The 24,917-nt window shown below is 64.6% G+C and carries 24 protein-coding genes and 1 pseudogene; 13 read left to right on the top strand and 12 right to left on the bottom strand.

The annotated features are described in order from the left end of the window. From Q7T45_RS21015 to Q7T45_RS20995, 5 genes are all read right to left on the bottom strand, one after another. Positions 1-250, bottom strand: a 250-nt coding sequence (locus tag Q7T45_RS21015; RefSeq protein ID WP_304873241.1) for a 3-hydroxyacyl-CoA dehydrogenase NAD-binding domain-containing protein, incomplete at its 3' end; no start/stop codon positions are given. Positions 251-350: 100 nt separating this feature from the next. Then, a complete protein-coding gene (locus Q7T45_RS21010; RefSeq protein ID WP_304873239.1) occupies positions 351-1,301 on the bottom strand; it encodes an electron transfer flavoprotein subunit alpha/FixB family protein in 951 nt (316 codons plus the stop codon). Next, the gene (locus Q7T45_RS21005) at positions 1,301-2,050 is read right to left on the bottom strand and encodes an electron transfer flavoprotein subunit beta/FixA family protein (protein ID WP_304873238.1); all 750 of its coding nucleotides are present in this window, start codon (positions 2,048-2,050) and stop codon (positions 1,301-1,303) included. The genes Q7T45_RS21010 and Q7T45_RS21005 overlap by 1 nt, the downstream gene beginning before the upstream one ends. A gap of 135 nt (positions 2,051-2,185) precedes the next feature. After that, a complete protein-coding gene (locus tag Q7T45_RS21000; RefSeq protein WP_304873237.1) occupies positions 2,186-2,758 on the bottom strand; it encodes a cob(I)yrinic acid a,c-diamide adenosyltransferase in 573 nt (190 codons plus the stop codon). A gap of 11 nt (positions 2,759-2,769) precedes the next feature. Then, entirely contained in the window at positions 2,770-2,964 is a 195-nt protein-coding gene (locus tag Q7T45_RS20995; protein WP_304873236.1) for a twin transmembrane helix small protein, read from the bottom strand. Between the two features lie 178 nt (positions 2,965-3,142). Here Q7T45_RS20995 and Q7T45_RS20990 point away from each other — a divergent pair, with 178 nt between their 5' ends. Beyond that, on the top strand, positions 3,143-4,003 hold the full coding sequence (locus Q7T45_RS20990) for a YihY/virulence factor BrkB family protein (RefSeq protein ID WP_370691330.1): 861 nt from the start codon (positions 3,143-3,145) through the stop codon (positions 4,001-4,003). Here the strand turns inward: Q7T45_RS20990 and Q7T45_RS20985 are convergent. Both Q7T45_RS20985 and gluQRS read right to left on the bottom strand, forming a co-directional pair. Continuing rightward, a complete protein-coding gene (locus Q7T45_RS20985; RefSeq protein WP_370691328.1) occupies positions 3,930-5,183 on the bottom strand; it encodes an ATP-binding protein in 1,254 nt (417 codons plus the stop codon). The genes Q7T45_RS20990 and Q7T45_RS20985 overlap by 74 nt on opposite strands. Before the next feature lie 109 nt (positions 5,184-5,292). After that, on the bottom strand, positions 5,293-6,162 hold the full coding sequence (gene gluQRS, locus Q7T45_RS20980) for a tRNA glutamyl-Q(34) synthetase GluQRS (RefSeq protein ID WP_304873231.1): 870 nt from the start codon (positions 6,160-6,162) through the stop codon (positions 5,293-5,295). A 56-nt stretch (positions 6,163-6,218) separates the two neighbouring features. On the opposite strand from gluQRS, the gene Q7T45_RS20975 reads away from it, so the two are divergent. Beyond that, positions 6,219-6,866 carry a DNA-3-methyladenine glycosylase gene (locus Q7T45_RS20975; protein WP_304873229.1) on the top strand — a complete coding sequence of 216 codons (648 nt, stop codon included), beginning with the start codon at positions 6,219-6,221 and terminating at the stop codon, positions 6,864-6,866. A gap of 90 nt (positions 6,867-6,956) precedes the next feature. On the opposite strand, the gene Q7T45_RS20970 is transcribed toward Q7T45_RS20975, so the two are convergent. Then, complete coding sequence (locus Q7T45_RS20970) at positions 6,957-7,844, bottom strand: LysR family transcriptional regulator (protein ID WP_304873226.1); 888 nt, start codon at positions 7,842-7,844, stop codon at positions 6,957-6,959. A gap of 197 nt (positions 7,845-8,041) precedes the next feature. On the opposite strand from Q7T45_RS20970, the gene Q7T45_RS20965 reads away from it, so the two are divergent. The 5 genes and pseudogenes from Q7T45_RS20965 to Q7T45_RS20945 all read left to right on the top strand — a co-directional run bounded on the left by Q7T45_RS20965 (position 8,042) and on the right by Q7T45_RS20945 (position 15,048). Beyond that, positions 8,042-9,016: a nitronate monooxygenase family protein gene (locus Q7T45_RS20965; RefSeq protein WP_304873224.1), complete on the top strand. Its 975-nt coding sequence runs from the start codon at positions 8,042-8,044 to the stop codon at positions 9,014-9,016. 48 nt (positions 9,017-9,064) lie between these two features. Further along, positions 9,065-10,249 (top strand): ABC transporter substrate-binding protein, encoded by a 1,185-nt coding sequence (locus Q7T45_RS20960; protein ID WP_304873221.1) that lies wholly within the window; start codon positions 9,065-9,067, stop codon positions 10,247-10,249. Between the two features lie 188 nt (positions 10,250-10,437). After that, the gene (locus tag Q7T45_RS20955; RefSeq protein WP_370691327.1) at positions 10,438-11,994 is read left to right on the top strand and encodes an acyl-CoA synthetase; all 1,557 of its coding nucleotides are present in this window, start codon (positions 10,438-10,440) and stop codon (positions 11,992-11,994) included. A 103-nt stretch (positions 11,995-12,097) separates the two neighbouring features. Continuing rightward, positions 12,098-13,182: pseudogene (locus tag Q7T45_RS20950) on the top strand (DUF2855 family protein). Between the two features lie 105 nt (positions 13,183-13,287). Further along, positions 13,288-15,048, top strand: coding sequence for an NAD(P)/FAD-dependent oxidoreductase (locus Q7T45_RS20945; protein WP_304873219.1), 1,761 nt, complete (start codon positions 13,288-13,290; stop codon positions 15,046-15,048). 15 nt (positions 15,049-15,063) lie between these two features. On the opposite strand, the gene Q7T45_RS20940 is transcribed toward Q7T45_RS20945, so the two are convergent. Beyond that, on the bottom strand, positions 15,064-15,579 hold the full coding sequence (locus tag Q7T45_RS20940; RefSeq protein ID WP_304873217.1) for a DUF2380 domain-containing protein: 516 nt from the start codon (positions 15,577-15,579) through the stop codon (positions 15,064-15,066). 39 nt (positions 15,580-15,618) lie between these two features. Continuing rightward, the gene (locus Q7T45_RS20935) at positions 15,619-16,137 is read right to left on the bottom strand and encodes a DUF3280 domain-containing protein (protein WP_304873216.1); all 519 of its coding nucleotides are present in this window, start codon (positions 16,135-16,137) and stop codon (positions 15,619-15,621) included. Between the two features lie 223 nt (positions 16,138-16,360). On the opposite strand from Q7T45_RS20935, the gene Q7T45_RS20930 reads away from it, so the two are divergent. Then, a complete protein-coding gene (locus tag Q7T45_RS20930; RefSeq protein ID WP_304873215.1) occupies positions 16,361-17,332 on the top strand; it encodes a peptidyl-alpha-hydroxyglycine alpha-amidating lyase family protein in 972 nt (323 codons plus the stop codon). Positions 17,333-17,458: 126 nt separating this feature from the next. Here the strand turns inward: Q7T45_RS20930 and Q7T45_RS20925 are convergent, their stop codons facing one another. After that, positions 17,459-18,436, bottom strand: a complete 978-nt coding sequence (locus Q7T45_RS20925; RefSeq protein ID WP_304873214.1) for a tripartite tricarboxylate transporter substrate binding protein — start codon at positions 18,434-18,436, stop codon at positions 17,459-17,461. A gap of 181 nt (positions 18,437-18,617) precedes the next feature. On the opposite strand from Q7T45_RS20925, the gene Q7T45_RS20920 reads away from it, so the two are divergent. Continuing rightward, complete coding sequence (locus tag Q7T45_RS20920) at positions 18,618-19,175, top strand: HNH endonuclease (RefSeq protein ID WP_304873212.1); 558 nt, start codon at positions 18,618-18,620, stop codon at positions 19,173-19,175. A 72-nt stretch (positions 19,176-19,247) separates the two neighbouring features. On the opposite strand, the gene Q7T45_RS20915 is transcribed toward Q7T45_RS20920, so the two are convergent. Then, positions 19,248-19,562 (bottom strand): cytochrome c, encoded by a 315-nt coding sequence (locus Q7T45_RS20915; protein WP_370691329.1) that lies wholly within the window; start codon positions 19,560-19,562, stop codon positions 19,248-19,250. A 330-nt stretch (positions 19,563-19,892) separates the two neighbouring features. Here Q7T45_RS20915 and Q7T45_RS20910 point away from each other — a divergent pair, with 330 nt between their 5' ends. The 4 genes from Q7T45_RS20910 to Q7T45_RS20895 all read left to right on the top strand — a co-directional run bounded on the left by Q7T45_RS20910 (position 19,893) and on the right by Q7T45_RS20895 (position 24,866). Next, positions 19,893-21,401 (top strand): AMP-binding protein, encoded by a 1,509-nt coding sequence (locus tag Q7T45_RS20910; protein WP_304873211.1) that lies wholly within the window; start codon positions 19,893-19,895, stop codon positions 21,399-21,401. Between the two features lie 72 nt (positions 21,402-21,473). Then, a complete protein-coding gene (locus tag Q7T45_RS20905; protein ID WP_304873209.1) occupies positions 21,474-22,577 on the top strand; it encodes a DUF2252 family protein in 1,104 nt (367 codons plus the stop codon). Positions 22,578-22,767: 190 nt separating this feature from the next. Beyond that, positions 22,768-23,739: a S1C family serine protease gene (locus tag Q7T45_RS20900; protein WP_304873207.1), complete on the top strand. Its 972-nt coding sequence runs from the start codon at positions 22,768-22,770 to the stop codon at positions 23,737-23,739. 17 nt (positions 23,740-23,756) lie between these two features. Continuing rightward, positions 23,757-24,866 (top strand): phospholipase, encoded by a 1,110-nt coding sequence (locus tag Q7T45_RS20895; protein ID WP_304873205.1) that lies wholly within the window; start codon positions 23,757-23,759, stop codon positions 24,864-24,866. Positions 24,867-24,917 lie beyond the last annotated feature (51 nt).

Here is a 24,917-nt window from a genome sequence, read left to right as displayed (position 1 = left end):
CGGCGAGACCGTCCATGGTTTCGGCGGTAACGATCCGGTCCAAAGCCTGCTTGCGGGCATCCACCGTGATGATCTTCTTGACCACCTGGCGCGACAGATAGCCGTTGAAGGTCGCCATGGCGGACATCAGGCGATCCTCAGAGATATCGTTCAGCACGACATTCAGCCCGGCCAGCGCCGCCACATGCGCGATGCCGTTGCCCATCTGGCCCGAACCGATCACGCCGACCTTCTTGATCATCACCGCCATATTACCATCTCACCGGGGAAGACGCGGCCTGCGCGTCCACCCTCTCTTGCATGAACACCGGCCGGAGTCAGATCCATCCGGCCGGAACCTGGAATCGTCGTTACTTTCCGAGCTTGCCGAGCGCCTCGGTCAGTTCGGGAACCGCCTGGTAGAGGTCCGCGACCAGGCCGTAATCGGCGACCTGGAAGATCGGCGCGTCCTCATCCTTGTTGATCGCGACGATCACCTTGGAATCCTTCATGCCGGCGAGATGCTGAATGGCGCCTGAAATACCGATGGCGACGTAAAGTTCCGGCGCCACCACCTTGCCGGTCTGGCCGACCTGCCAGTCGTTCGGCGCATAGCCGGCATCGACCGCGGCGCGCGAGGCGCCGACACCGGCGCCGAGCTTGTCGGCCAGCGGTTCGATATATTTGGCAAAGTTCTCCCGGCTCTGCATGGCGCGGCCGCCGGAAACGATGATTTTTGCCGAGGTCAGTTCGGGCCTGTCGCTCTTGGCCACTTCCTCGCCGACAAAGCTGGAGAGGCCGGGATCGGCCGCGGATGCGGCATTTTCGATTCCCGCGCTGCCGCCGTCGCCGGCCGCGGCGAAGGTCGAGGTCCGCACCGTGATCACCTTCTTGGCGTCCTTGGATTTCACCGTCTGGATCGCATTGCCGGCATAGATCGGCCGCTCGAAGGTATCCGGCGACACTACCTTGATGATTTCCGACACCTGCATCACGTCGAGCAGGGCGGCGACGCGCGGCATCACGTTCTTGAAGCGCGAAGTCGCGGGCGCGACGAAGGCGTCATAGCCAGGGGCCAGCGCCACGATCAGGGCTGCGAGCGGCTCGGCCAGATCGTGGGCATAGGCATCGCCCTCGGCAACCAGCACCTTGGTGACGCCGGCAAGCTTGGCGGCGGCTTCAGCCGCGGCCTTGGTGCCTTCGCCGCCGCCGGCGACCAGCACGTGGACCTCGGCGCCCAATTGGGTGGCCGCGGTCAGCGCCTTGTTGGTGGAGTCCTTCAGGGTGGCGTGTTCGTGTTCGGCAATCAACAGCGTGGTCATCAGAGAACCCCGGCTTCGTTCTTGAGTTTCGACACCAGCTCGGCGACGTCCTTGACCTTGACGCCTCCCTTGCGGCCCGGCGGTTCCGTTGTCTTGAGTATCTCGAGATGGGCGGTCAGATCGACGCCGTAGTCGGACGCGCTCTTGTCGGCGATCGGCTTCTTCTTCGCCTTCATGATGTTGGGCAGGCTGGCGTAGCGCGGCTCATTCAGCCGCAGATCGGTCGTGACGATCGCCGGCCCCTTCAGTTTGAGGGTCTGCAGGCCGCCGTCGACCTCGCGCGTCACCTTGAAATCGGAACCTTCGACTTCGAGCTTGGAGGCGAAGGTTGCCTGCGACCAGCCGAGCAGCGCGGCCAGCATCTGGCCGGTCTGGTTGGAATCGTCGTCGATCGCCTGCTTGCCGAGAATGACGAGGCCGGGCTTCTCTTCGTCGACGATGGCCTTGAGAATCTTCGCCACCGCCAGCGGTTCGACGTTACCCTCGGCCTTGACCAGAATACCGCGATCGGCGCCCATGGCGAGACCGGTGCGGATGGTTTCGGACGCCTGGGCGGGGCCGATCGACACCACCACGACCTCGGTTGCCTTGCCGGCCTCTCGCAGGCGCAGGGCTTCCTCGACGGCGATTTCGTCGAACGGATTCATCGACATCTTGACGTTGGACAGTTCGACGCCCGATCCGTCACTCTTGACCCGGACCTTGACGTTGTAATCGACCACCCGCTTTACCGGCACCAGAACCTTCATCGACCCTCTTTCGCTTGGATTTTTGGTATCAATCAGCTTGGGCGCGGAACCTAAAGGTCCCGCTATCGGCGGTCAACGCGCGAAAGCCAAAAATCGCCCCAAGAATCTGCCAAGAATCGCCCGGGCATGGCTGCTTCAGCGATTTTGGCCGGGCACCCACAGCACGTCGCCGGCGCCGTTATTGTTGACGGAACGGCTGGCGACGAACAGGAAATCCGACAGCCGGTTCATGTACTGGATCCCGGCGTCGCTGACCGGCTCGTCGGGCTTGGCCGCGAGTTCCACCATGATCCGTTCCGCGCGGCGGCATATGGTGCGGGCCAGATGCAGGTGCGCCGCCGCCGGCGTCCCTCCGGGCAGCACAAACGAGGTCAAGGGCGCCAGCTCGGCATTCAAGCTGTCGATGTCGCGCTCGAGCCGTTCGACCTGGCTTCCGAGCATCCGCAGGCGTTCCACCTTGCCCTGGCGCTCCGGCACCGCGAGGTCGGCGCCGAGATCGAACAGATCGTTCTGGATCAGGCCGAGCATCGCGTCGATCTCGCGCGCCTCCGCCAGATGCAGCCGGACCATGCCGATCGCGGCGTTGGTCTCGTCGACGGTTCCATAAGCGGCGATGCGCAGGTCGTATTTCGGGCGGCGTTCGCCGCTGCCGAGCGCCGTGGTGCCGTCGTCGCCGGTCCTTGTGTAGATGCGATTGAGGACGACCATGGTTCTCCCCTTCAGCGGCTCATCGCCCAGACCGCGAGCATGGTGATGACGATCGCGATAAATTGCAGCAACACCCGCAACCGCATCAGTTTCTGCGAGCGATCAGGCGATCCGCCCCGCATCATGTTGATGAGACCGAGCAGCAGGACGATCGCAACTGCGGCGACCGCGACGGGAAGGAGGATCGAACTCAGGAAGGATGCCATCGGCGCTACATAACACCGCGCCGGGCGGTCCGCCATCCGTTCAGGCCAGGTCCGCCCCCGGCGCAACGATCTGGCTTTTTGTCCAGTAATATCAGAAGCTAGCGGGGTCGCCGATTCAACGCGTCGTCCGCCGTCAGGGTGAAATGTGAGGCAGATCCGCTACGTCTATCTGGTCGTGATGGATGCGTTCTATACGTTTCTCGCCGATGACGGCTGGGCGATTGCCAGCCATATCGCGCTGTCGGCGTTGATGGCGCTGTTTCCGTTTCTGATCGTGCTGACCTCGCTGGCCGGATTTTTCGGCTCCAAGGAACTGGCCGATCAGGCGGTGGCGCTATTGCTTCAGGTCTGGCCGCAACAGGTCGCGGACTCGCTGTCGAGCGAAATCCACGACGTGCTGACGACGACACGCGGCGATGCGTTGACCATCGGCCTCGTGCTCGCGGTGTACTTCGCCTCCAACGGCATCGAAAGCCTGCGGGTCGGGCTGAACCGCGCCTATTCGGTGATCGAACCGCGAAGCTGGTACTGGCTGCGGCTGGAATCGATCGGCTATACGCTGATCGCCGCCTTTACCGCGCTGGCGATGGCGTTCCTGATCGTGCTCGGCCCGCTAGTGCTGGAAACGGCACGGCGCTACATCCCGTTTTTCGTGGAAACCAACGAGCATTTTCTCAACGTCACGCGCTACGGCATTACCATCGCGGCGCTGGTGATCGCCCTGTTCCTGCTGCACGCCTGGCTGCCGGCGGGCCGCCGCAGTTTCCTCCAGATCCTGCCCGGCATCATCTTCACTTTCGTGGCGTCGCTGCTGTCCGGTATCGTGTTCGGACAGTATCTCGCCCGCTTCGCCAACAACTACGTCACGATGTATGCCGGCCTCGCCTCGGTGATCATCGCGCTGGTGTTCCTGTATTTCATCGCCGCGATCTTCGTCTATGGCGGCGAATTGAACGCAGCGATCATCAAGTCGCGGCTGCCGCACGGCGTGTCGCTTCAAGCAGCGCAGTCGCTAGAGCCCTTGGACTCACAGGTTTGACCAGAAAGGCGTTGGCGCCGGCGGCGCGCGATGCCGCCTCGTCGTCGCCGCGGCCCGATACCCCGATGATGGCGATGCGGCCGAACGGCGCGGGCAGCTTGCGAATTCGCCTGATCGCCTCGATGCCGTTGATGCCCGGCAGCACCATGTCCATCAGCACCGCGTCGAAATCGCCCTGCGCGATTCGCTCGGCGGCGATCTCGCCGCGCCCGATGAATTCCGCCTGGTGACCGAGTTCGGTGAGGATCGCATTGAGTACGACCCGGCCGAATGGATTGTCCTCGACGGTGAGTACGCGCAGGCTGCGCACCTGATCCAGCGCGGAATCGGCGTCCGCGCCTGAGTTCGCCGCTTTCGGCGCCCTGGCGCGGGCCAGCGTCACGCTCAGGGTGAAGGTGGTGCCTCCGCCCGGCCGCTGCGCCACGATGATGTCGCCACCCATCGCCCGCGCCAGCGCCTTGACCGACGACAGTCCGAGCCCGGCGCCGCCGAAGCGCGACGCGATCGAGACATTGGCCTGCGAGAACGGCCGGAACAGGCGCTTGATCTCATTGAGGGTGAGGCCGATGCCGCTGTCGGAAACTGCAAAGGCGATGCTGACCTTGCCCTTCGGCCCGCGCATCGGCTTGACCGAGAGCGCGACGCCGCCGGCTTCGGTGAACTTGGCCGCATTGTCGATCAGGTTTTCCAGCGCCGCGCGCAGCCGCACGGGATCGCCGATCACGAACGCCGGCAGTTTTTCGGAAATCTCGATCCGGGATTGCAGCCCCTTGGCGGTCGCCCGGCCGGCCAGCGAATCTCCGACGCTGCGGGCGAGCGCGCGCAGATCGAAGAAGTCCTGCCGCACCCCGAGCCCGGGACCGCGGCTCCTCGCGGCATCGACGAACAGTGTGGCGAGGCTGGCGAGATGCTCGGCGCCGGCCTTGATGGTATCGACCCAGCGCCGCTCGCGCTCGTCGAGGTCGGAGGTCGCCAGCAGGTCGCTGATGGCGAGAATTCCGGTCAGCGGTGTGCGGACCTCATGGGCGAATGCCGCGAGCGCCGCCTCGACCACGCCGGGAACGCCAGTCACGGCCGCGCGCTTGCGCGCCTTGCCCGCGGCACGGGCTGGAACGCGTTGTTTCGACATCCGTTTTTTCGGTATCCGCATAGGGCGCTTTGCGCGCAACTTGACCGCCATGATTCCCCCGACCCTGGCCGGTCTCACCATGCCATGGAGCACAGCGAGGAGTCACGAAGGCGTTCGGCATGGCACCCGTCGCCCATCGGGCGGGTCAGGGCAAGCCGACTTAGGACAAGCCGACTTGGCGGCGGATGTCAGCCGGCGTCGCACCCTGCGCCCGGAGTTCACGAAGGGCGGTAGCGCCTGATGACTTCGACAGCTTCCGCCCCTCGTTGTCGAGCACGAGGCGGTGATGGCGGTAGGCCGGCTGGGGCAGACCGAGCAGATGCTGCAGCAGCCGGTGCACGCTGGTCGACCAGAACAGGTCCGCGCCCCGCACCACCTCCGTGACGCCCTGCAAGGCGTCGTCGATCGCAACCGACAAATGATAGCTGGTCGGCGTCTCCTTGCGCGCGAGAATGACGTCGCCCCAGGCTTCGGGCCGGGCGGCCACCGCACCGGTCTCGCCCTCGGGACCTTCGCGGTGCTCGATCCAGCCGAGATCGGGGGCCAGCGCGCACGCCGCCGCCATGTCGAGCCGCAGCGCATAGGGCACGCCCGAATCGCGCAGGTACGCCCGCTGATCCGGCGACAGTGACTTCGCCACCCCCGGATAGAGCGGCGTGCCGTCGGGATCGCGCGGCCAGCGCGCCTGCGCCTCGCGCTGCGCCACCAGCCTTGCAATCTCGGCGCGGCTTTCGAAGGCAGGATAGATCAGGCCCATCGCCGTGAGTTTCTCCAGTGCGGCGCGATAGTCCCCGAGGTGTTCCGACTGCCGCCGCACCGGCGTTTCCCATGATATCCCGAGCCAGGCGAGATCTTCGTAGATCGCGGCCTCGAATTCGGGCCGGCAGCGCGCCGGATCGATATCCTCGATGCGCAGCAGCAAGCGGCCACCGCTGCGGCATGCGGCGTCGAAATTCAGCAGCGCCGAATAAGCGTGGCCGAGATGCAGATAGCCGTTCGGGCTCGGCGCAAAGCGGAAAACGGGTGGCATATTCAGATCTCGTCATGGCCGGGACAAGCCCGGCCATGACGACGTAGAGTTTCCCAATGCTCATCCACCTCGAAACCCAATCCGACCTCGAAGACGCCGTCCATGCGCTGATCAAACTCGATCCGCGGCTGAAGCCGATCTTCGCGCTGACGGGGATGCCGGCGCTGCGGCGGCGCGAGCCCGGCTTTGCCGGGCTTGCCCACATCGTCTGCGGCCAGCAGGTCTCCACCGCCAGCGCCGCGGCGATCTGGGGCCGGGTCAGCGCCGCGTTCGACCCGTTCGATCATGACAGCTTGCGCAAGGCGCGCGCCGACCGGCTCGGCCGGCTCGGCCTGTCCGGCGCAAAGATCAAGACCTTGAAGAATCTGGCGCGCGAGATCGCCGCCGAGCGGCTCAATCTCGACGTGCTGGCCAACGAGGACGCCGACGCCGCGCACAACACATTGACGGCACTGCACGGCATCGGCCCGTGGACCGCCGACGTCTATCTGCTGTTCTGTCTCGGCCATGGCGACGCCTGGCCCGCCGGCGATATCGCCATACAGGAAGCCATCAAGGTCGGATTGGGGTTGAAGACCCGGCCGACCCCGAAACAGATGGCCCCGCTGGCGGAGCCGTGGCGGCCGCTGCGGGGGGCTGCGGCGCATCTGTGGTGGAGCTACTACCGGGTGCTGAAGAAGCGCGAAGGCGTGATCGCGGGCTAAACTCTCGTGTCCCGGACGCGGTGCAGCGCCCTCCCGGCGATGCGAAGCATCGTCCGGCGCGCTGCACTGCGTCCGGGGCACGGAAATCGTCTACCCCCGCAGCCGGACCCGGTCCTCGCGCGCGCAGGCGGCGACAAAGCCGATCACCGCGCGGACCGCGGGCAGTTCGACGAGGTCGGGATGCGCCAGCAGCCAGAGATCCGACAGGCTGCCGAGTTTATGCGGGGCGACCCGGACCAGGTCGGGATAGGCCTCGGCGACCAGGCAGGACAGCGCGGAAATCCCGAGCCCGGCCCTTGTGGCGGCGAGCATGTCGCCCTGCGACGAGCAGCGCATCACGACGGTGCCCTGCCGCGTGATCAGATCGCTCCAGCGCGCCAGATGCGCATTCGACTCGCGGTCGGCAAAGCCGATCACGCTGTGGCCCTTCCATTCGTCGCGCCGCTCCGGCAACTGGCGCCGCGCCGCATAGTCGCGCGAGGCATAGAAGCCGGTGCCGAGGCGGCCGATCCTGCGGCCGATCAGGTTTTCCTCGCCGCTGTCGACCGGCCGCAGCACGACGTCGGCCTCACGGCGCCGCACGCTGGCCGGAAACGGATGAGTGATGATCTCGAGTTGCAGGTGGCCGTGCTCGCGCAAAAACGTCCCCATCCGCGGCATCAGCCAGTGCGCGGCAAGCGTGGCGCCGATCGACAACTTTACAATGCCCCGGGCCTGCGCGCCGGTTGCCGACACCGCGGCCTCGGCGCGCAGCGCCGCCGATGCCATCGCGTCGACATGCTCGCGAAACTTGCGCCCCTGCGCGGTCAGCGACAGGCCTTCGTTGGAGCGCGCGAACAATTTGGTGCCGAGCTGGTCTTCCAGCGCGGCGATGTTGCGGCCGACGGTCGGATGACTGGAGCGCAGCTGGCGCGCCGCGGCCGCGAAACTGTGGGTCTCGGCCACGGCAACGAAGGTCTTGCAGAGATCCCAGTCCATCGCCGTCCTCGCGCCCGCGAATGCGTTCAATTCTGGCAGATCATCCGTTCAATATTGAACAGCCACCCCATCGGCGTCCAGCCCTATAATGCGCTGATCAGGTCCGCCGAGACGGATCCGCGCCACAAGCAACAAGCCAGACCGGATCCAGGGCTCAACCGCCGTTCCCGGGCTCGCGCTTCGAAGGGATGAATGGAATGCCGTTACCCGCTTCGCTCGTCGACACGCTCGAACTCCCCGTGGTGGGCTCGCCGCTGTTCATCGTATCGGGCCCCGAGCTGGTCATTGCCCAGTGCAAGGCCGGCGTGGTCGGCTCGTTCCCGGCGCTGAACGCGCGCCCGGTCGAAAAGCTCTCGGAGTGGTTGACCCGCATCGAGAACGAGCTCGGCGAATACAAGGCGCGGCATCCGGAAAAGAAGGTCGCGCCCTACGCGGTCAACCAGATCTGCCACGCCTCCAACGACCGGCTGATGCAGGACATGGAAACCTGCGTCAGGCACAAGGTGCCGATCATCATCACCTCGCTGCGCCCGCCGCTGGAGATTGTCGAGGCCGCGCATTCCTATGGCGGCGTCGTGTTCCATGACGTCATCAACGTCAAGCACGCGCGCAAGGCCGCCGAACATGGCGTCGACGGCCTGATCCTGGTTTGCGCCGGCGCCGGAGGCCATGCCGGCACGTTGTCGCCGTTCGCACTGCTGCGCGAGGTCAAGCAATGGTTCAAGGGCACCATCCTGCTGTCGGGCGCGATCTCCGATGGCTGGGGCATCGCCTCGGCGCTCGCGCTCGGCGCCGACATGGCCTACATGGGTACGCGTTTCATCGCCACCGAGGAGGCGAATGCCGATCTCGCCTACAAGAAGGCGCTGACCGAGCACGCCGCGCACGACATCGTCTATTCCAACCTGTTCACCGGCGTGCACGGCAATTATCTGGGACCCTCGATCGTGGCCGCGGGCCTCGATCCGGACAATCTGCCGGTCGCCGACAAGTCGAAGATGAATTTCGGCTCCGGCGGCAACATGAAGGTCAAGGCGTGGCGCGATATCTGGGGCTCGGGCCAGGGCATCGGCCAGATCGCCGACGCGCCGCCGGTCGCCGAACTGGTGGAGCGCCTGAAGGCCGAGTTCGACGAAGCCAGCGTCGACTTTCTCAAGCGGGCGCGCGCTTAAGCGCGCGTTCCGATCGCAAGAAACAGATAGAATACAGGGAGTGAGACGATGAGACTGTCGCGACATGCATGGGCGATCGCGTTGGCTCTGGCCGGCATCATGCCCGCCGCCGCCGACGACGCGAAAGAGATCCGCATCGGCCAGACCCTGCCCTATAGCGGCCCGGTCTCCGGCTTCGGCATTATCGGACGGGCGCAGGAAGCCTACTTCGCCAAGGTCAATGCCGAGGGCGGCATCAACGGCCGCAAGGTGAAGTTCATTTCCCTCGACGACGCCTATTCACCGCCGAAGACGGTCGAGCAGACCCGCAAGCTGGTGGAACAGGAAGAAGTCCTTCTCATGTTCGGTTCGCTCGGGACCGCCACCAACGCCTCCGTACATCGCTACCTCAACAGCAAGAAAGTGCCGCAGCTGTTCGTGCTGAGCGGCGCGACCAAATGGGCCGACCCGAAGAACTTTCCATGGACCATGCCGGGCATGGCGGCCTACGAATCCGAGGGCGTCGTCTACGCCAAATACATCCTGCAGACCAAGCCGGACGCCAAAATCGCCATCCTGGCGCAGAACGACGATTTCGGCCGCGACTATGTCGCCGGCTTCAAGCGCGCGCTGGGGCCCAAGGCCGCGACCATGATCGTTTCGGAAGCGAGCTACGAGACCAGCGCGCCGACCATCAGCTCGCAATTGGCGACGCTCAAAGCATCCGGCGCCAATGTGATGTTCGGCGTGGTGCTCGGCAAATTCACCTCGCAGATGATCAAGGGCGTCGCCGAGCTCAACTGGAAACCCGAACTGTTCTTCGTGCCGACCTCGGCGTCATCGATCTCGTTCCTGGAGCCCGCAGGATTAGACAACGCCGTCGGCCTGATCGCATCCAGCAACCAGAAGGACCCGCTCGACGCGCAATGGGCCGACGATGCCGGCGTGAAGGAATACCTCGCCTTCATGAAGCAATATCTGCCCAATGCCGACCTCAACAATTCGAACTATGCCGCCGGCTATCACTACGCCAACCTCCTGGTGCAGGTGCTGAGGGCATGCAAGGACGATTTCAGCCGCGAGAACATCCTGAAACAGGCCAGCTCGCTTCGCGAGCTTGCGCTGCCGATGCTGCTGCCGGGCATCACCGTTACCACCGCCTCTGACGACTATCTGCCGTTCCAGCAATTGCGGCTGCGTCGTTTCAACGGCAAGAGCTGGGTCGGCTTCGGTGACATACTGGACGACAAGTAGGGGCGTTTTTGCCGAACCGCTGCGCCTCTTCTCCCCTCCCCCCGCGAGCGTAGCGAGTGGTGGGGAGGGGCCGGGGGTGGGGAGTCTATCGGCTTGGACCGATGCTTAAGTGAATGCGCATTCGACTCGCATCGAGTGCGCTGAAACACCCCCCACCCCCGACCCCTCCCCGCCACGCGCAAGGGCGCGTGGGAGGAGGGGAGAAAAAGGAAGCGACCATGATCATCAGTGGCGAGCGCAGCATCAGCTATCCCGCAATTCACGCCCGGATCGCCCGGGCGGCGACGGGGTTGCGGACGCTCGGCCTGCAGGGCGGCACGCCCGTGGCCATGATGTTGCGCAATGATTTTGCGCTGTTCGAGGTGGCCGCCGCCGCGGCGGCGCTGGGCAGCCCGGTGGTGCCGATCAACTGGCATCTGAAGGCCGAGGAGGTCGCCTATATCCTGGCCGACAGCGGCGCGAAAATTCTGGTCTGCCACGCCGACCTGCTGCCGCAGATCGAAAGCGGCCTGCCCGGCGATCTGCGCCTGCTGGTGGTTGAGACGCCGCCGGAAATCGCCGCGGCATTCAACATCACGCCCGCGTTGACGCAGATCCCCGAAGGCGCGATGGACTGGGACCGTTGGCGTGACACGCACGCGCCGGCACAGGAGCCGGCGGTCGGCGGCTCGCCGATGTTTTATACCTCGGGCACCACAGGCCTGCCCAAGGGCGTGCGCCGCAAGCCGATGCGGCCCGAACAGATCGCGGCCTCGGCGCGCGTTGGCGGCATCGCCTATGGCATCAAGCCCGGGGAGGATCAGGTCATCCTGATGAACGGCCCGATGTATCATTCGGCGCCGAATTCCTACGGCATGCTGGCGTACCGCAACGGCTGCACGATCGTGCTCGAGCCGCGCTTCGACCCCGAGGACCTGCTGCAGCTGATCGCGCGCCACCGTGTCACCCATATGCATATGGTGCCGACCATGTTCGTGCGGCTGTTGCGGCTGCCGGAGGAGGTGAAGAGCCGTTACGACCTCTCTTCGCTGCGCTTCGTCGTCCATGGCGCGGCGCCCTGCCCGCCGCAGGTCAAGCGCGCGATGATCGACTGGTGGGGCCCGGTGGTGCACGAATATTTCGGCTCCACCGAAACCGGAATTCCGGTGTGGCATTCGGCCGAGGAAGCGCTGCGAAAGCCCGGCACGGTCGGCCGCGCCATCGAGGGCGGCATCGTGAAAATCTTCCGCCCCGACGGCGAAGCGTGCGGCGTCAACGAGCCCGGCGAAATCTTCATGCGGCAGACCTCGGTGCCGGATTTCGACTATCACGGCAAGGCCGAGGCGCGCACCGAGGCCGGCCGCGACGGCCTGGTCAGCGTCGGCGACGTCGGCTACCTCGACGCCGACGGCTATCTGTTCCTGTGCGACCGCAAGCGCGACATGGTGATCTCGGGCGGCGTCAACATTTACCCGGCGGAAATCGAAAACGCGCTGATCGGCATGGAAGGCGTGCGCGACTGCGCGGTATTCGGCATACCCGACGACGAATTCGGCGAGCGGCTGTTTGCCTGCATCGAACGGGAACCGAATGCTGTGCTATCATCGACGGCGGTTCAGGAATTCTTGCGCGGCAAGCTCGCCAACTTCAAGGTGCCCAAGGACATCCAGTTCCTCGACGCGCTGCCGCGCGAGGCCAGCGGCAAGATTTTCAAGGGCAAGCTTCGCGATCTCTATCGAGAAGGCGGGCTGCGCGCCGCCACGTGATCGGGACGGAAAACCAAACGTCGTTTTAAACATCAAGGCTGTTGCAAAACGGTCATCGACGAAGACAATGATCGCGGACAGGAAAACAACCGGGATCGACGTGATGAAATCCACCGACTTCATCGTTGCACGAAATGACCTGCAGCAATGCAAGGTGATCGAGACAGAATTGCCTGACGCCGCTGCGTTGCCCGACGACGCACTGCTGGTCCGCGTCGAGCGCTTCGCCTTCACCGCCAACAACATCACTTACGCCGTGCTTGGCGATGCCTTGAAATACTGGCAGCTGTTTCCGGCGCCGGAAGGGTTTGGCAACGTTCCGGTGTGGGGATTTGGCGAGGTGATCGCCTCCCGCCATCCCGATATCGCCGCCGGCGAGCGGCTGTTCGGCTATTTTCCGATGGCGACGCACCTGGTGATCGAGGCCGCCGACGTCAGCAAGCGCGGCCTGCGCGATGCGGCAGCGCATCGGCAAGGGGTGGCGCCGGTCTACAACGCCTACGTCCGCGTCAGCGGCGATCCCGCCTTCACCGGGAGGCAGGGCGACTATCAGGCGCTGCTGCGGCCGCTGTTCATGCTGTCGTTTCTGGTCGACGACTATCTCGCCGAGAATGAATTCTTCGGCGCGCGCCGCGTGCTGCTCTCCAGCGCCTCCAGCAAGACCGCGTTCGGGCTGGCGCATCTGCTCATACGCTGCGCAAGGGCATCAAGGTGATCGGACTCACCTCGGCCTCGAATTTGGATTTCGTAAAATCGCTCGGCTGCTACGACGAGGTCGTGACCTATGACCGCGTCACCTCGCTGCCGCCGGATTCGCCGGTCGCCTATGTCGACATGGCGGGCAACAGCGCGTTGCGGGAAACGCTGCACCGGCATTTCGGCGAACAGATGAAGTATTCCGGCCGCGTCGGACTCACCCACCGGGCGTCGTCGCCGGACGAGCCGGCCTTGCCGGGCGTCAAGCCGGCCTGGTTCTTCGCGCCCGACCAGATCCGCAAGCGCGCCAGGGAGTGGGGACCCGGCGGCATCGATACGCGGTTCGGCGCCGCGTGGTCCGGCTTCGCCCCGAGGCTGGAGCAGTGGCTCGCCGTGACCGAAGGAACCGGCCCGGAATCGGTGAAGCAAGCCTATCTCGACACGCTTAACGGCCGCGTCGCGCCGAATGAGGGCCACATCCTGTCACTTTAGGGAATGGCCGGCATCTCTTCACGGCCTTTCTGTGCGATCCCAAATGGGTATAGGCTCCGTTTCAAGGGAAACCGCCGCACAGACGGCCGGTGCAGAGAAACGCGCATGCTCGATAAAACGGACGATCTTTCGGTAGCGGTGGACAACTGGCTCGCGCAATTCGAAGACGCGCTTGCCAGACCTGACGACGGTGCGCTGAAAGACCTGTTTCACCCTGATAGTTACTGGCGCGACGTGCTGGCGCTGAGCTGGACGCTGCAGACCATCAACGGCCGCGACGCCATTTTGGAAACGCTGAAGGCCCAGGCGCCTCAAGCCGCGCCGTCGGGCTTCGCCATCGATCCCGACCGCGCCGCGCCGCGCCAGGTGACCCGCGCCGGCACCAGCTCGATCGAGGCGATCTTCAAATTTGAGACCGCGCTCGGCCGCGGCGACGGAGTCCTGCGGCTGATCCCGGATGCCGACGACGGCAACCGGCTGAAGGCCTGGACGCTGCTGACGGCACTCGAGGAGCTCAAGGGCTTCGAAGAACAACTCGGCGTTGCGCGTCCCCGCGGCAGCGCCTATTCGCGCGATTTTCGCGGGCCCAACTGGCTCGATCTGCGGAAAGCCTCGGCCGACTATGCCGACCGCGACCCGACCGTGCTGGTGATCGGCGGCGGCCAGTCCGGCCTCTGCATCGCAGCAAGGCTGAAACAATTGCAGGTCGATACCCTGATCGTCGACCGCGAAGAGCGAATTGGCGATAACTGGCGCAAGCGCTACCACGCGCTGACGCTGCACAACCAGGTGCAGGTCAACCACCTGCCCTACATGCTGTTTCCGCCGAACTGGCCGACCTACATCCCCAAGGACAAGCTCGCCAACTGGTTCGAGGCCTATGTCGAAAGCATGGAGCTGAACTTCTGGACCGGCACGGAATTCGAGGGCGGCAGCTACGACGAGCAGGCCGGCCGCTGGACCGTGACGTTGCGCCGGGCCGATGGCAGCAAACGCACGATGCATCCGCGCCACGTCGTGCTGGCCACCGGCGTCAGCGGCATTCCGAGCCTGCCCGATATCCCCGGCTTGAAGAACTTCGCCGGCACCGTGATTCATTCCAGCCAGTACACCGACGGCGAGGAATGGAAGGGCAAAAAGGCGCTGGTGATCGGCACCGGCAACAGCGGCCACGACATCGCGCAGGACCTGCATTCGAGCAGCTGCGAGGTGACGATGGTGCAGCGCTCCTCCACGCTGGTGGTCAGTATCGAGCCGTCGGCGCAGCTGGTCTACACGCCCTACAATGAGGGCACGCTGGAGGATAACGACCTGATCGCGACCTCGATACCGCTCCAGCTGGCGCGCAAGAGCCATGCGCTGACCTGCGACAAATCCAGGGCGCTCGACAAGGAATTGCTGGCGGGACTGGAGCGGGTCGGCTTCAAACTCGATTTCGGCGAGGACAACACCGGCTGGCAGTTCAAATATCTGACCCGCGGCGGCGGCTATTATTTCAACGTCGGCTGCTCCGACCTGCTCATCAAGGGCGAGATCGCTTTGAAGCAGTTCGCCGATATCGAAACCTTCGTCGCCGAAGGCGCTGTCATGAAAGACGGCAAAACCATCGCCGCCGACCTGATCGTGCTGGCGACCGGCTACCAGCGCCAGGAAGAGCTGGTCCGAAAACTGTTCGGCGAGGCCGTCGAAAAGCGCGTCGGCACCATCTGGGGTTTCGGCGAACAGCAGGAGCTGCGCAACATGTATGTGCGCACCGGCCAGCCCGGCCTCTGGTTGATCGCCGGTGGCCTCGCGCAATGCCGGATCGGATCGAAGCAACTGGCGCTGCAGATCAAGGCGATCGAGGAAGGGTTGCTGCCGCGCTGACGGCCACGTTGCCGCTCACCATTCGCGGGAATCGAGGATTTGCCGGGCCAGGAAGGATTCCGCCCGGCGCCAGGCCGCGTCGTTGTCGCCGCGAAAGGTGATATGGCGATCGAACACGAATTTCCGCGCCTTGACGTCGATGACGTCGAATTTCGCCTGCTGCACCAGCGTGCTCATCTTGTGAAAGCGGCCAATCAAGAGATGGGTGGCGCCGGCCTGTTCTGCCTTGCCCAGCAGTTGGCGGTCATCGATGTCGCCCACCGAACAGGCGTTCGGCGGACACTCAAGCGCCGCGTTCGCCAACTTTCCGCTCGCTGCCAGATCGTTGCGCAGTGCGGCTTCGAACTCGCGCAGCCGCCGGCGATGATCGGCGCTTTGATCGATCACCTCACCCGAGGTGTCTACATAGTGGATTTCGGCGACCGCGAGCACGGGTGTCGTCCCTTGCGCCCGACCTTGCCGGACAGGACCGGCGCAGAACACGACAGCGATCAGAGCGAGAGTCGCTGACGGCAGCCTCATCTTTCCCATGGGACGGCTCCTGTTCGATCAGGCCTCGCGGCCGGTATGCTACTGCGGCTGTTCCAGCAGGCGCCGCTGGATCAGCCAGCGCGCCCCACGGCTCCACGCTACGTTGGCGCCCATGCGCAGGTCGGTCTGCTGGACGTCGACCAGCGTCCCGGACCTGATATCGCGAATCTTGTAGGTCACCGCGTATTCCATTCGCGTGATGCGCGTGACGATCCCGATCATGGACTGGTCGGCGGCCAACCCGGCGGCGATCCCGGCTTCGCATCCCTCGCAGTCGCGCAATTGTCCCGCCTTCGCAATCTGCTCGTTCGCGGGCCCGACGTCGACCAGTTGGTAGCGCCCGGATTCCGCGATCAGCCGCCGGGCTTCTTCGGTCGAAAGCCGCAATTGCTCGCGGTCGATCTCGTCAGGCGCGACATAGGGGGCCGCGGCGCTGAAATCCATCAGTTCGAACGGAAACACCGCAATCTTGACCGGCGACGCCGCGATGGCGGCCCCGGCCACCCCACTCCCCGCAAGGAGCATCACCGCGACGAGGTGAGATGCAATGCAGCGCATGGATCACCTCCAAAGCCAGATCGGATCCCCCGCATCCTGCAAAATCAGCAACCGTTATGCAACCACCGGTTTATTACGATTTGGAGAGGAAAGCACAAAGATCGGTTCGGGAATCCCATTCGCTGCTCCGCAATAGTCATGGCAGCCACGCGCCGCGGCTCTCGCGCGCAAGCGCTGCCTCTGCAACAATGGCTCCAACAAGACGATTGCAGGGGGGACCCACATGCCAACCATTCTCGGCTCGGGCGAGCATCGCTACCGCGTGGTGGAGAATTTTGCAAAACTGCCCGATGGCTGGAGCCTGACGGACGTCGCCTCCGTCGCGGTCGACAGCAAGGACCACGTCTACGTCTTCAACCGCGGCGCCCATCCGATGGTGGTGCTCGACCGCCATGGCAATTTTGTCAGAAGCTGGGGCGAAGGGCTGTTTAACCGCGCGCACGGGCTGCACATCGATGCCGACGACAATCTCTATTGCACCGATGACGGCGACCATACGGTTCGCAAATGCTCCACCGACGGCAAGGTGCTGTTGACCATCGGCATTCCCAACAAGCCCGCGCCCTTCATGAGCGGCGAGCCGTTCCATCGTTGCACCCACACCGCGCTGTCGCCGAAGGGCGAGATCTACGTGTCGGACGGCTACGGCAATGCCTGCGTCCACAAATATACGCCGGACGGCAAACTGATAAAAACCTGGGGTGAGCCAGGCACCGATCCCGGCCAGTTCAACATCGTCCACAACATCGTCACCGATGCCGACGGCTGGGTCTATGTCGCCGACCGCGAGAACCACCGTGTCCAGGTGTTCGACGGCAACGGCAGATACGAAACGCAGTGGAACAATCTGCACCGGCCCTGCGCGCTGTGCACGTGCGGCGGCGGCAAATCGCCGAATTTCATCATCGGTGAGCTCGGTCCGGGCATGGCGGTCAACCGCAAGGTGCCCAATCTCGGCCCTCGCCTCTCCATCGTGGACTCAAGGGGCAAGCGCATCGCCCGGCTCGGCGGCGAGAACGGTCCCGGCATCGAGGCCGGCAAGTTTCTCGCGCCACACGGCATCGCGCTGGATTCCAGGGGCGACATCTATCTCGGCGAAGTCGGCGTCACCGACTGGAAGACGAGCTTTCCGGATACGCCGATGCCGCCGGAAGTCGGTGTGGCGCGCTGCCTGCAGAAGCTGGAGAAGGTGTAGCGCCGTAGGGTGGGCAAAGCGTAGCGTGCCCACCATTTCACAATCACCGACAGAAAGATGGTGGGCACGGCGCAAAGAGCGCCTTTGCCCACCCTCCAAGTCCGGCGCGCGCAATGACGAGCGTCTTCAACCCACCTTGATATTCGACGCCTTGATGATCGGCCACCAGCGCTCCGCTTCGGCCTTCTGGAACGCGCGCAAGGCTTCCGGCGATTGCTGTGCCGATGGCGTGATCCCGATGCCGAGTTCCGTAAAACGCTTCTGCACCTGGGGATCGGCCAGCACCTGCATCATGGTCGCGTTCAGTTTGGCGACGACGTCCTTTGGCGTATCCTTCGGCACCCACAATCCGTACCAGAGCGAAGCGAAGAAGCCTGATAGACCCGCCTCGTCGGCGGTCGGGATATCCGGCGACGACGGCAGCCGCGCCCTGCCGGTGATCGCAAAGGGCTTGACGCTGCCGGCGCCAAGCAGCGACCTGAAGTTCGACGACGGCTCGATCATGAAATCGATCTGCCCAGACAGCAGGTCCTGCATCGCCGGCCCGTTGCCGCGATAGGGCACGAACTGGAATTTGGTTCCGGTCTCCTTCTGGAACGAGATGCCGGTGAGATGGCCGGTCGCGCCGACGCCGGCGATGCCGACCGAGGCCGTGTCCGGATTGGCCTTCAGCCAACCGATCAGCCCCTTCAGATCGTCCGCCGGCAGGCCCTTCTTGCCGACGATCAGCAGCGGCTCGCTGCCGATCTGGATGATCGGATCGAGATCTTTCAACAGATCGAACGGCAACGCGTAGAGGCCGCCGGTCAGCATATGCGTGGTGGAAGTGCCGATGCTCAGCGTGTAGCCGTCGGCGGCCGAGCGCACGGCGCGGCCGACGCCGAGGCTACCGGCGGCGCCTCCGACATTCTCGATCGCCACCGGCTGGTCGAGAATCGGTCGCATCTGCTCGGCCAGAAAGCGCGCCAGCGTGTCGGTGGCCCCGCCGGCCGGGAACGGCACGATCATGGTGACCGGGCGCGTCGGATAGGTTTGGGCGGCGGCGATGCCGGTCGACGCCGGACCGAGCAGGATCGCGGCCAAAATCGTCAGCAATCTACCCATGCCGCCCTCCGGTGTGCTTTTGGGGCGTCCGGATGTTGCCACAATCGGGCGCTGGGCCACGCTTGCCCGCGCAGCTTTGCCCCGCTGGAAAACCTCCCAACGCTCTTCACAATCCCGTCACGCTGCCTGTAGTATGTCAACTCATGCTGCTTCGCAGTATTATGGGGGTCAGGAGCGTTACTTGAACGCACATGTCTCGCAAGGCGGTTGGCCGGTGCTGGTGCTGAACGCGGATTTCCGCCCGCTCAGCTATTACCCGCTCTCGCTCTGGTCGTGGCAGGACGCGATCAAGGCGGTGTTCCTCGAGCGCGTCAATATCGTCGAGCATTACGACCGCGCGGTGCACAGCCCCTCGTTCGAGATCCAGCTGCCGAGCGTGGTGTCGCTGAAATCCTTCGTCAAGCCGACCACGCATCCGGCCTTCACCCGGTTCAACGTGTTCCTGCGCGACCGCTTCGCCTGCCAGTATTGTTCGGCGCACGACGATCTCACCTTCGACCACATCATCCCGCGCTCCAAGGGCGGCCAGACCACCTGGGAAAACGTCGTCGCCGCGTGCTCGCCCTGCAACCTGCGCAAGGGCAATCTGACGCCGCAGCAGGCGCGGATGTTCCCGCGCCAACCGCCATTCGCCCCGACGGTGCACCAGCTGCACCGCAACGGCCGGCTGTTCCCGCCGAACTATTTGCACGATAGCTGGCTGGATTATCTTTATTGGGATACCGAGCTCGATCCGTAAGGAATGGCGGCAGGTCTGCGGCGACCGCGGCGTTGTTCCAGTGCGGAATGAAGAACGGACGGTTTGTGCCCTTTATTTTCGAAGCGCGGCGATAAAGGCGGCGATATCGCCGGCTTCGTTTCGGTTCAGCGGGAAACTGGGCATCTTCGGATGCGGATCCAACAGAAAGAACGCGAGCTTCTCGGCACTGAAATCCGGTTTGTTTGCTATCGCTGCGAAGGGCGGAACGTCGGCACTCGCCTGTTTTTGTCCGCTGTCTACTACGTGACAGGAAGCGCACCAGCGCTTTGCGAGCTCTGCACCGCGATCTGCATCGGCGGCCATCGCCGGTGAGAGGAACAGACCGAGCATGCCGGCAACAACAAGCACATATTGACCCGAACTCATTCGCCTGGGGTGGATCTTTCCGATCTGGATCGATGCATGACGCAGTCCCCTCATTCGAACACCTTTCTTAGCCAGCCAGCAGCATTGGGCTTGTTAATAGCAACATCAATGGATCGGTACATATGGTTCGGCATCTCGTCCGCCCCTTCTATATCGTCCCAGGCAGGGCATGGCGACGGCCATGAAGCACCGACCAGCACTATCTTGACTCACCGGAGTTCCTGTTGGTGAAGTGCCTGTCAGGGCGCGCACCGCCTCTCCCCAAGCGCCGGACAGTGCAGGAGCGCTGCCGGGAGCGCGCGGAATCAGGCCCTGTAACGGAAACGCACCATGCTGATTCCCATCGCCGACGTGCCGCGCTGGTATGCCGAGCGCAAGCCAAAGGACACGGTTGCGGTCAGCCATGGCACGGACACGCTGACCTGGGAACAGCTCGAACGCGGCGCCAACGCCCGCGCCCGTGCGTTCATGGCAAAGGGCGTCAAGCCGGGCGATTTCGTCGCCATCGGGCTTCCCAATGGCAATACCTTTTTCGAGACCACCTTCGCGGTGTGGAAATGCGGCGCGACCCCGACGTCGCTGTCATGGCGGCTGCCGCGCGGCGAGGCCGCCGCGGTGCTGGAGATTCTCAAACCCGCGCTGGTGGTCGGGGGCGAAGCCGACTGGAATGCGCCAAACTCGCTGCCGTCCGATTTCGCGCCCGAGGGCATGTCCGACGAACCGCTCGACAGCCCGGTGGCGCGCTACTGGAAGGCGATGACCTCAGGCGGCTCGACCGGACGGCCCAAGGTGATCCTCGATCATCAGCCGGCGGCGATCGATCCGGCGGCAGAACGGGCGCTCGGAATCCCGAAAGGCGTGTCCTTGCTCAATCCCGGTCCGCTCTATCACAACGCCCCCTTCATTGTGTCACACACTGCCCTATTCGCCGGCGGAAGCGTTACCGGCATGGTGAAGTTCGATGCCGGGGAAACACTGCGCCTGATCGCGGCCAACCGGGTGCAGTGGGTCAACTTCGTGCCGACCATGATGCATCGGATCTGGGCGCTGCCCGAGGAGGTTCGCAACGCCCATGATTTGTCGAGCCTGCAGGTGGTGTTTCACATGGCAGCGCCAATGCCGCCATGGCTCAAGGAAAGATGGATCGAGTGGCTCGGGCCGGAGCGAATCTTCGAACTCTATGGCGGCACCGAGGCGCAGGGTGCAACCATCATTTCCGGTGTCGAATGGCTGGCGCACAAGGGCTCGGTCGGCAAGATCGCCGAAACCTCGCGCTTGCGCATCATCGGCGAGGACGGCAACGACGTCGCACCAGGCGAGACCGGCGAAATATATTTCCTGCCCAATGACGGTCCCGGCAGCACCTATCACTATCTCGGCGCCGAGCCGAAGCGCCGTCCCGACGGCTGGGAATCGCTCGGCGACATCGGCCGGCTCGATGCCGAGGGTTACCTCTATCTCGGCGACCGGCTCGCCGACATGATCCTGCGCGGAGGCGCCAACATCTATCCGGCCGAAGTGGAGGCCGCGGTGACGGCGCATCCCGACGTGCGCTCCTGCATCGTCGTCGGCCTGCCCGATCCCGAACTCGGACAACGGATTCACGCCATCCTCGAACTGGTCGAGACGACCGACGCCAGCAAGGTCATCGACGGCATGGCCGGCTTTCTGGCCGATCTGCTCAGCCGCACCAAGCACCCGGAAAGTTATGAAATCGTCAGCATCAGCCCGCGCGACGATTCCGGAAAAGTCCGCCGCACCCTGTTGCGCGACGAGCGTGCAAGCTGGCTGAAAGAAGGCCGCGACTTCCGGATCGTGCCGCTGCGCGCACCGCGTTGAGCGGGCACTCCGCACGTGACCGGAGGCGAAGCGAAGTTCCAAATCGAGACATCCTGAGGTAGGATGGCGTTGATGATCGCCATCGACGGTTTGGCGCGTCGGGCGATGCCGCGCGAGGTCAGGATGTCGTTTCGCAAGGATAATGACGCCTACGATGCCTGGCTGGCGACGCAATGCGACGTCGTGAAGAAGGACATCACCACCAAGCACCACCGGATGAAGAAGAACGCCTTTATCTTCCTGCGCGCGACCTATTTCCGCTGGGCCAGGACGATCCCGGCGCTGTGTCCGGATCTGATGGATGCCCCGCAGGTGCTTGGCGTCGGCGATATGCACCTGGAAAATTTCGGCACCTGGCGCGACGCCGACGGCCGGCTGGTCTGGGGCGTCAATGATTTCGATGAAGCCGCCGTCATGCCGTATCCGCTCGATCTGGTCCGCCTCGCCGCCAGCATCCGGCTGGCGCCGAAACTCGATGTCAGCAATGCGGCGGCAGCCGCAGCCCTGCTCAAGGGCTATCGCGAGGGCCTCGACCAGCCGCAGCCGGCGCTGTTGCACGAAGGCGGGACCCGGCTGCGTCCTTACGCCGAACGCCCCGACGACAGGCCGGAGAAGTTCTGGAAGGAAGTCGCTGCATATCCGAAGGTCAAGCCGCCGCCGCAGGTCGCCCGCCGGTGGATCGCGAGCCTGCCGAAGGACGTCGAAAGCGTTCGCTTCTGCTCGCGCGTGGCGGGCGGCGGCAGCCTCGGACGGCCGCGCTATGTCGCGGTCGCATTCTGGCGCGGCGGACATATCCTGCGCGAAGCCAAGGCGCTGGTGCCGTCGGCCTGGAGCTGGGCTCATGGTGACAAATCTCGCACTTCACATTTTCTTGAAATCGCCAACGGCCTTTACCGGGCGCCGGATCCATTTCTCGATGTCCACCACAAGTTCATCTTCCGGCGCCTTGCCGCCGACTCCCGAAAAATCGAGCTTGGCGCCGACGCCGGCGCAAAGCTGAAGGCCGAGTTGTTCCGGGCGATGGGATTCGACCTCGCATCGATCCATGCCGCGGGATCGCCCGGCGCCGCGGCCTTGCGGGCCGACCTGAAAAGGCGCCCAAGCGGCTGGCTCAACGCCGCCGCGAAGGCCACGGTGGCGGCGGTCAAGCGCGACTACGAGGAATGGCGTGATTGACCGGAGCGATCAGCCGCAGCCGCCGCTCGTGTCCCGATATTATCGGGTAACGGCCATGCATCATGCGCGATCCTGAAGCCGGCTGCGTTCGCAATCCGCCAACAATCCCGTCACGACTCTTTCAACAGCGGCGTTTGCGACATAAGATCGTCACCGGTTACGTGCGCGGAAAGTTGGCCAGGAGAACTCCATGCCCTCATTGACTGAATGGAAAGTGCCGCCAGTGAACCAGCCCCGCCCCGGCGACTACAGCTTCGATCTCGATCGCGCGCTGGCGGCGGTGGTCGGCCTGCATTCGATCATCCCGGCCGACGCCTTCAGCGCGGACACCCTGGGCACCGAGCGCGCCGGCAATGGCGTGTTGATCGACGACGGACTGGTGCTGACCATCGGCTATCTGATCACCGAGGCCGAAACAGTGTGGCTGCATCTGGGCGACGGCCGCGTGGTGGAGGGCCATGCGCTCGGTTTCGATTTCGAAACCGGCTTTGGCCTGGTGCAGGCGCTCGGCCGCATCGAGCTCGATCCGCTGCCGCTCGGCTCTTCCGCGGCGGCCGCGGTCGGCGACCGCGTCGTCGTCGGCGGCGCCGGCGGACGCACGCGGTCGGTCGCCAGCCACATCGTGGCCAAGCAGGAATTCGCCGGATACTGGGAATATCTGCTGGACGAGGCCATCTTCAGCTATCCCGCGCATCCCAACTGGGGCGGCACCGCACTGATCTCGACCCGTGGCGAGCTGATCGGCATCGGCTCGCTGCAGCTCGAACGCGAACGCGATGGCCGCGCCGAGCATGTCAACATGATCGTGCCAATCGACCTGCTCAAGCCGGTGCTCGACGACATCAGGAAATTCGGCCGCGTCAACAAGCCGGCGCGGCCCTGGCTCGGGATGTACACCCACGAGATCGAGAACAGGGTCGTGGTGGTCGGCATCGCCGGCAAGGGACCGGCGGCGCGCGCCGAACTCAAGGCCGGCGACGTCATCCTCGCCGTCAAAGGCGAAAAGATCACAAGTCAAATCGGCTTCTACCGGAAACTCTGGTCGCTCGGCGCCGCCGGCGTCGACGTGCCGCTGACCGTCTACCATGAGGGCGTCACCTTCGACGTGGTGCTGACCTCGACCGATCGTGCAAAACTGCTGAAGGCGCCGCAGCTGCATTGAACGCAAGGACGGGCGCGATGAGCGAGGCGGTGGTGGACGACATCGTGGCCGTGCTGCCGCCATTGCTGCAATCGCTCGAGGCGCTATCCTTCATCGCGCGCCACCTCAACCCGCCGGATTTCGGACGCGTGATGGAAGCCGCTGGCGCGCCGGATCAGGCGTTGCAGGCCGTCCTTGCGCGACTTGCGGAGTGGCCGGAGGAATTCGCGCATTTGCGCGCGCCGCTGCAGACCGCGAGCGCCGCGGCGCTGGCGGCGTTCGAGGGATTGCGCGCCGTGCAACGTGGCGACGGCGACCTGATGACGGTGTTTCGCGCGTTGCGCCACGCCCCGCGCGCGCAGGAGGCGTTGTATCCGCTGGCCGCGAGACTGCCGCCAGTTTCCAATTTCTTCCTCGATCCGCCGTTGCGCGACGACGCCGGCCTGCTGGCGGGGCTGGCGCAGCCGGCACCGGAAAACACCGGCATCCATCACGACCACAACGAGCCCGGCAGCCGCGGCGGCTACTCGTTCTACGTTCCCGAATATTACACGCCCGACCGCGTCTGGCCGCTGGTGATGGCGCTGCATGGCGGCAGCGGCAATGGCCGCGGTTTTCTGTGGAGCTGGCTGCGCGATGCGCGCAGCCATGGCGCGATCCTGGTCGCGCCGACCGCGACCGGCGACACCTCAAGTAGCGAGAGTACTTCAAGTAACAAGAGCACCTGGGCCCTGATGGGGGACGACACCGACTCCCCCAACCTCGCCCGCATCCTCGCTTCCGTGCAGGCGCGCTGGAACATCGACCCGACAAAACTGCTGCTGACCGGGATGAGCGACGGCGGCACCTTCTGTTACGTCAGCGGGCTCGAGAGCGCCTCGCCCTTCACTCACCTCGCGCCGGTCTCCGCCACCTTCCATCCGCTGATGGCGGAGCTGGCCGATGCCGAACGATTGCGCGGCCTGCCGGTCTATCTCGTGCACGGCAAGCTCGACTGGATGTTTCCGGTGCAGGTGGCGCGGCAGACGCGCGATTTGCTGTCGGCGGCAGGCGCCGATGTCACCTACCGCGAGCTCGACGATCTCAGTCATACCTATCCGCGCGAAATCAACGCGGAGATACTGAAATGGCTGGATGGCGAGTCGTGATTGGCCGTCTGCCGCAGGTATCCCGTGATCCTGGCTCGGGACGGTTCGCGC

Origin of the sequence: Bradyrhizobium sp. (genome assembly GCF_030646015.1) — a bacterium.
Taxonomy (GTDB): domain Bacteria; phylum Pseudomonadota; class Alphaproteobacteria; order Rhizobiales; family Xanthobacteraceae; genus Bradyrhizobium.
This window is presented reverse-complemented; position numbering and strand designations above follow the sequence as displayed.

Bases quoted from the DNA above. Each gene is read 5' to 3' on its own strand.
- Q7T45_RS20900 (WP_304873207.1), top strand. From the start codon at position 22,768: ATGCCCTCATTGACTGAATGGAAAGTGCCGCCAGTGAACCAGCCCCGC.
- Q7T45_RS20930 (WP_304873215.1), top strand. From the start codon at position 16,361: ATGCCAACCATTCTCGGCTCGGGCGAGCATCGCTACCGCGTGGTGGAG.
- Q7T45_RS21010 (WP_304873239.1), bottom strand. From the start codon at position 1,301: ATGACCACGCTGTTGATTGCCGAACACGAACACGCCACCCTGAAGGAC.
- Q7T45_RS20960 (WP_304873221.1), top strand. From the start codon at position 9,065: ATGAGACTGTCGCGACATGCATGGGCGATCGCGTTGGCTCTGGCCGGC.
- Q7T45_RS20995 (WP_304873236.1), bottom strand. From the start codon at position 2,964: ATGGCATCCTTCCTGAGTTCGATCCTCCTTCCCGTCGCGGTCGCCGCA.
- Q7T45_RS21005 (WP_304873238.1), bottom strand. From the start codon at position 2,050: ATGAAGGTTCTGGTGCCGGTAAAGCGGGTGGTCGATTACAACGTCAAG.
- Q7T45_RS20970 (WP_304873226.1), bottom strand. From the start codon at position 7,844: ATGGACTGGGATCTCTGCAAGACCTTCGTTGCCGTGGCCGAGACCCAC.
- Q7T45_RS21000 (WP_304873237.1), bottom strand. From the start codon at position 2,758: ATGGTCGTCCTCAATCGCATCTACACAAGGACCGGCGACGACGGCACC.
- Q7T45_RS20940 (WP_304873217.1), bottom strand. From the start codon at position 15,579: ATGGGAAAGATGAGGCTGCCGTCAGCGACTCTCGCTCTGATCGCTGTC.
- Q7T45_RS20990 (WP_370691330.1), top strand. From the start codon at position 3,143: ATGGATGCGTTCTATACGTTTCTCGCCGATGACGGCTGGGCGATTGCC.
- Q7T45_RS20910 (WP_304873211.1), top strand. From the start codon at position 19,893: ATGCTGATTCCCATCGCCGACGTGCCGCGCTGGTATGCCGAGCGCAAG.
- Q7T45_RS20915 (WP_370691329.1), bottom strand. From the start codon at position 19,562: ATGAGTTCGGGTCAATATGTGCTTGTTGTTGCCGGCATGCTCGGTCTG.
- gluQRS (WP_304873231.1), bottom strand. From the start codon at position 6,162: ATGCCACCCGTTTTCCGCTTTGCGCCGAGCCCGAACGGCTATCTGCAT.
- Q7T45_RS20975 (WP_304873229.1), top strand. From the start codon at position 6,219: ATGCTCATCCACCTCGAAACCCAATCCGACCTCGAAGACGCCGTCCAT.
- Q7T45_RS20925 (WP_304873214.1), bottom strand. From the start codon at position 18,436: ATGGGTAGATTGCTGACGATTTTGGCCGCGATCCTGCTCGGTCCGGCG.
- Q7T45_RS20895 (WP_304873205.1), top strand. From the start codon at position 23,757: ATGAGCGAGGCGGTGGTGGACGACATCGTGGCCGTGCTGCCGCCATTG.
- Q7T45_RS20945 (WP_304873219.1), top strand. From the start codon at position 13,288: ATGCTCGATAAAACGGACGATCTTTCGGTAGCGGTGGACAACTGGCTC.
- Q7T45_RS20985 (WP_370691328.1), bottom strand. From the start codon at position 5,183: ATGGCGGTCAAGTTGCGCGCAAAGCGCCCTATGCGGATACCGAAAAAA.
- Q7T45_RS20935 (WP_304873216.1), bottom strand. From the start codon at position 16,137: ATGCGCTGCATTGCATCTCACCTCGTCGCGGTGATGCTCCTTGCGGGG.
- Q7T45_RS20905 (WP_304873209.1), top strand. From the start codon at position 21,474: ATGATCGCCATCGACGGTTTGGCGCGTCGGGCGATGCCGCGCGAGGTC.
- Q7T45_RS20965 (WP_304873224.1), top strand. From the start codon at position 8,042: ATGCCGTTACCCGCTTCGCTCGTCGACACGCTCGAACTCCCCGTGGTG.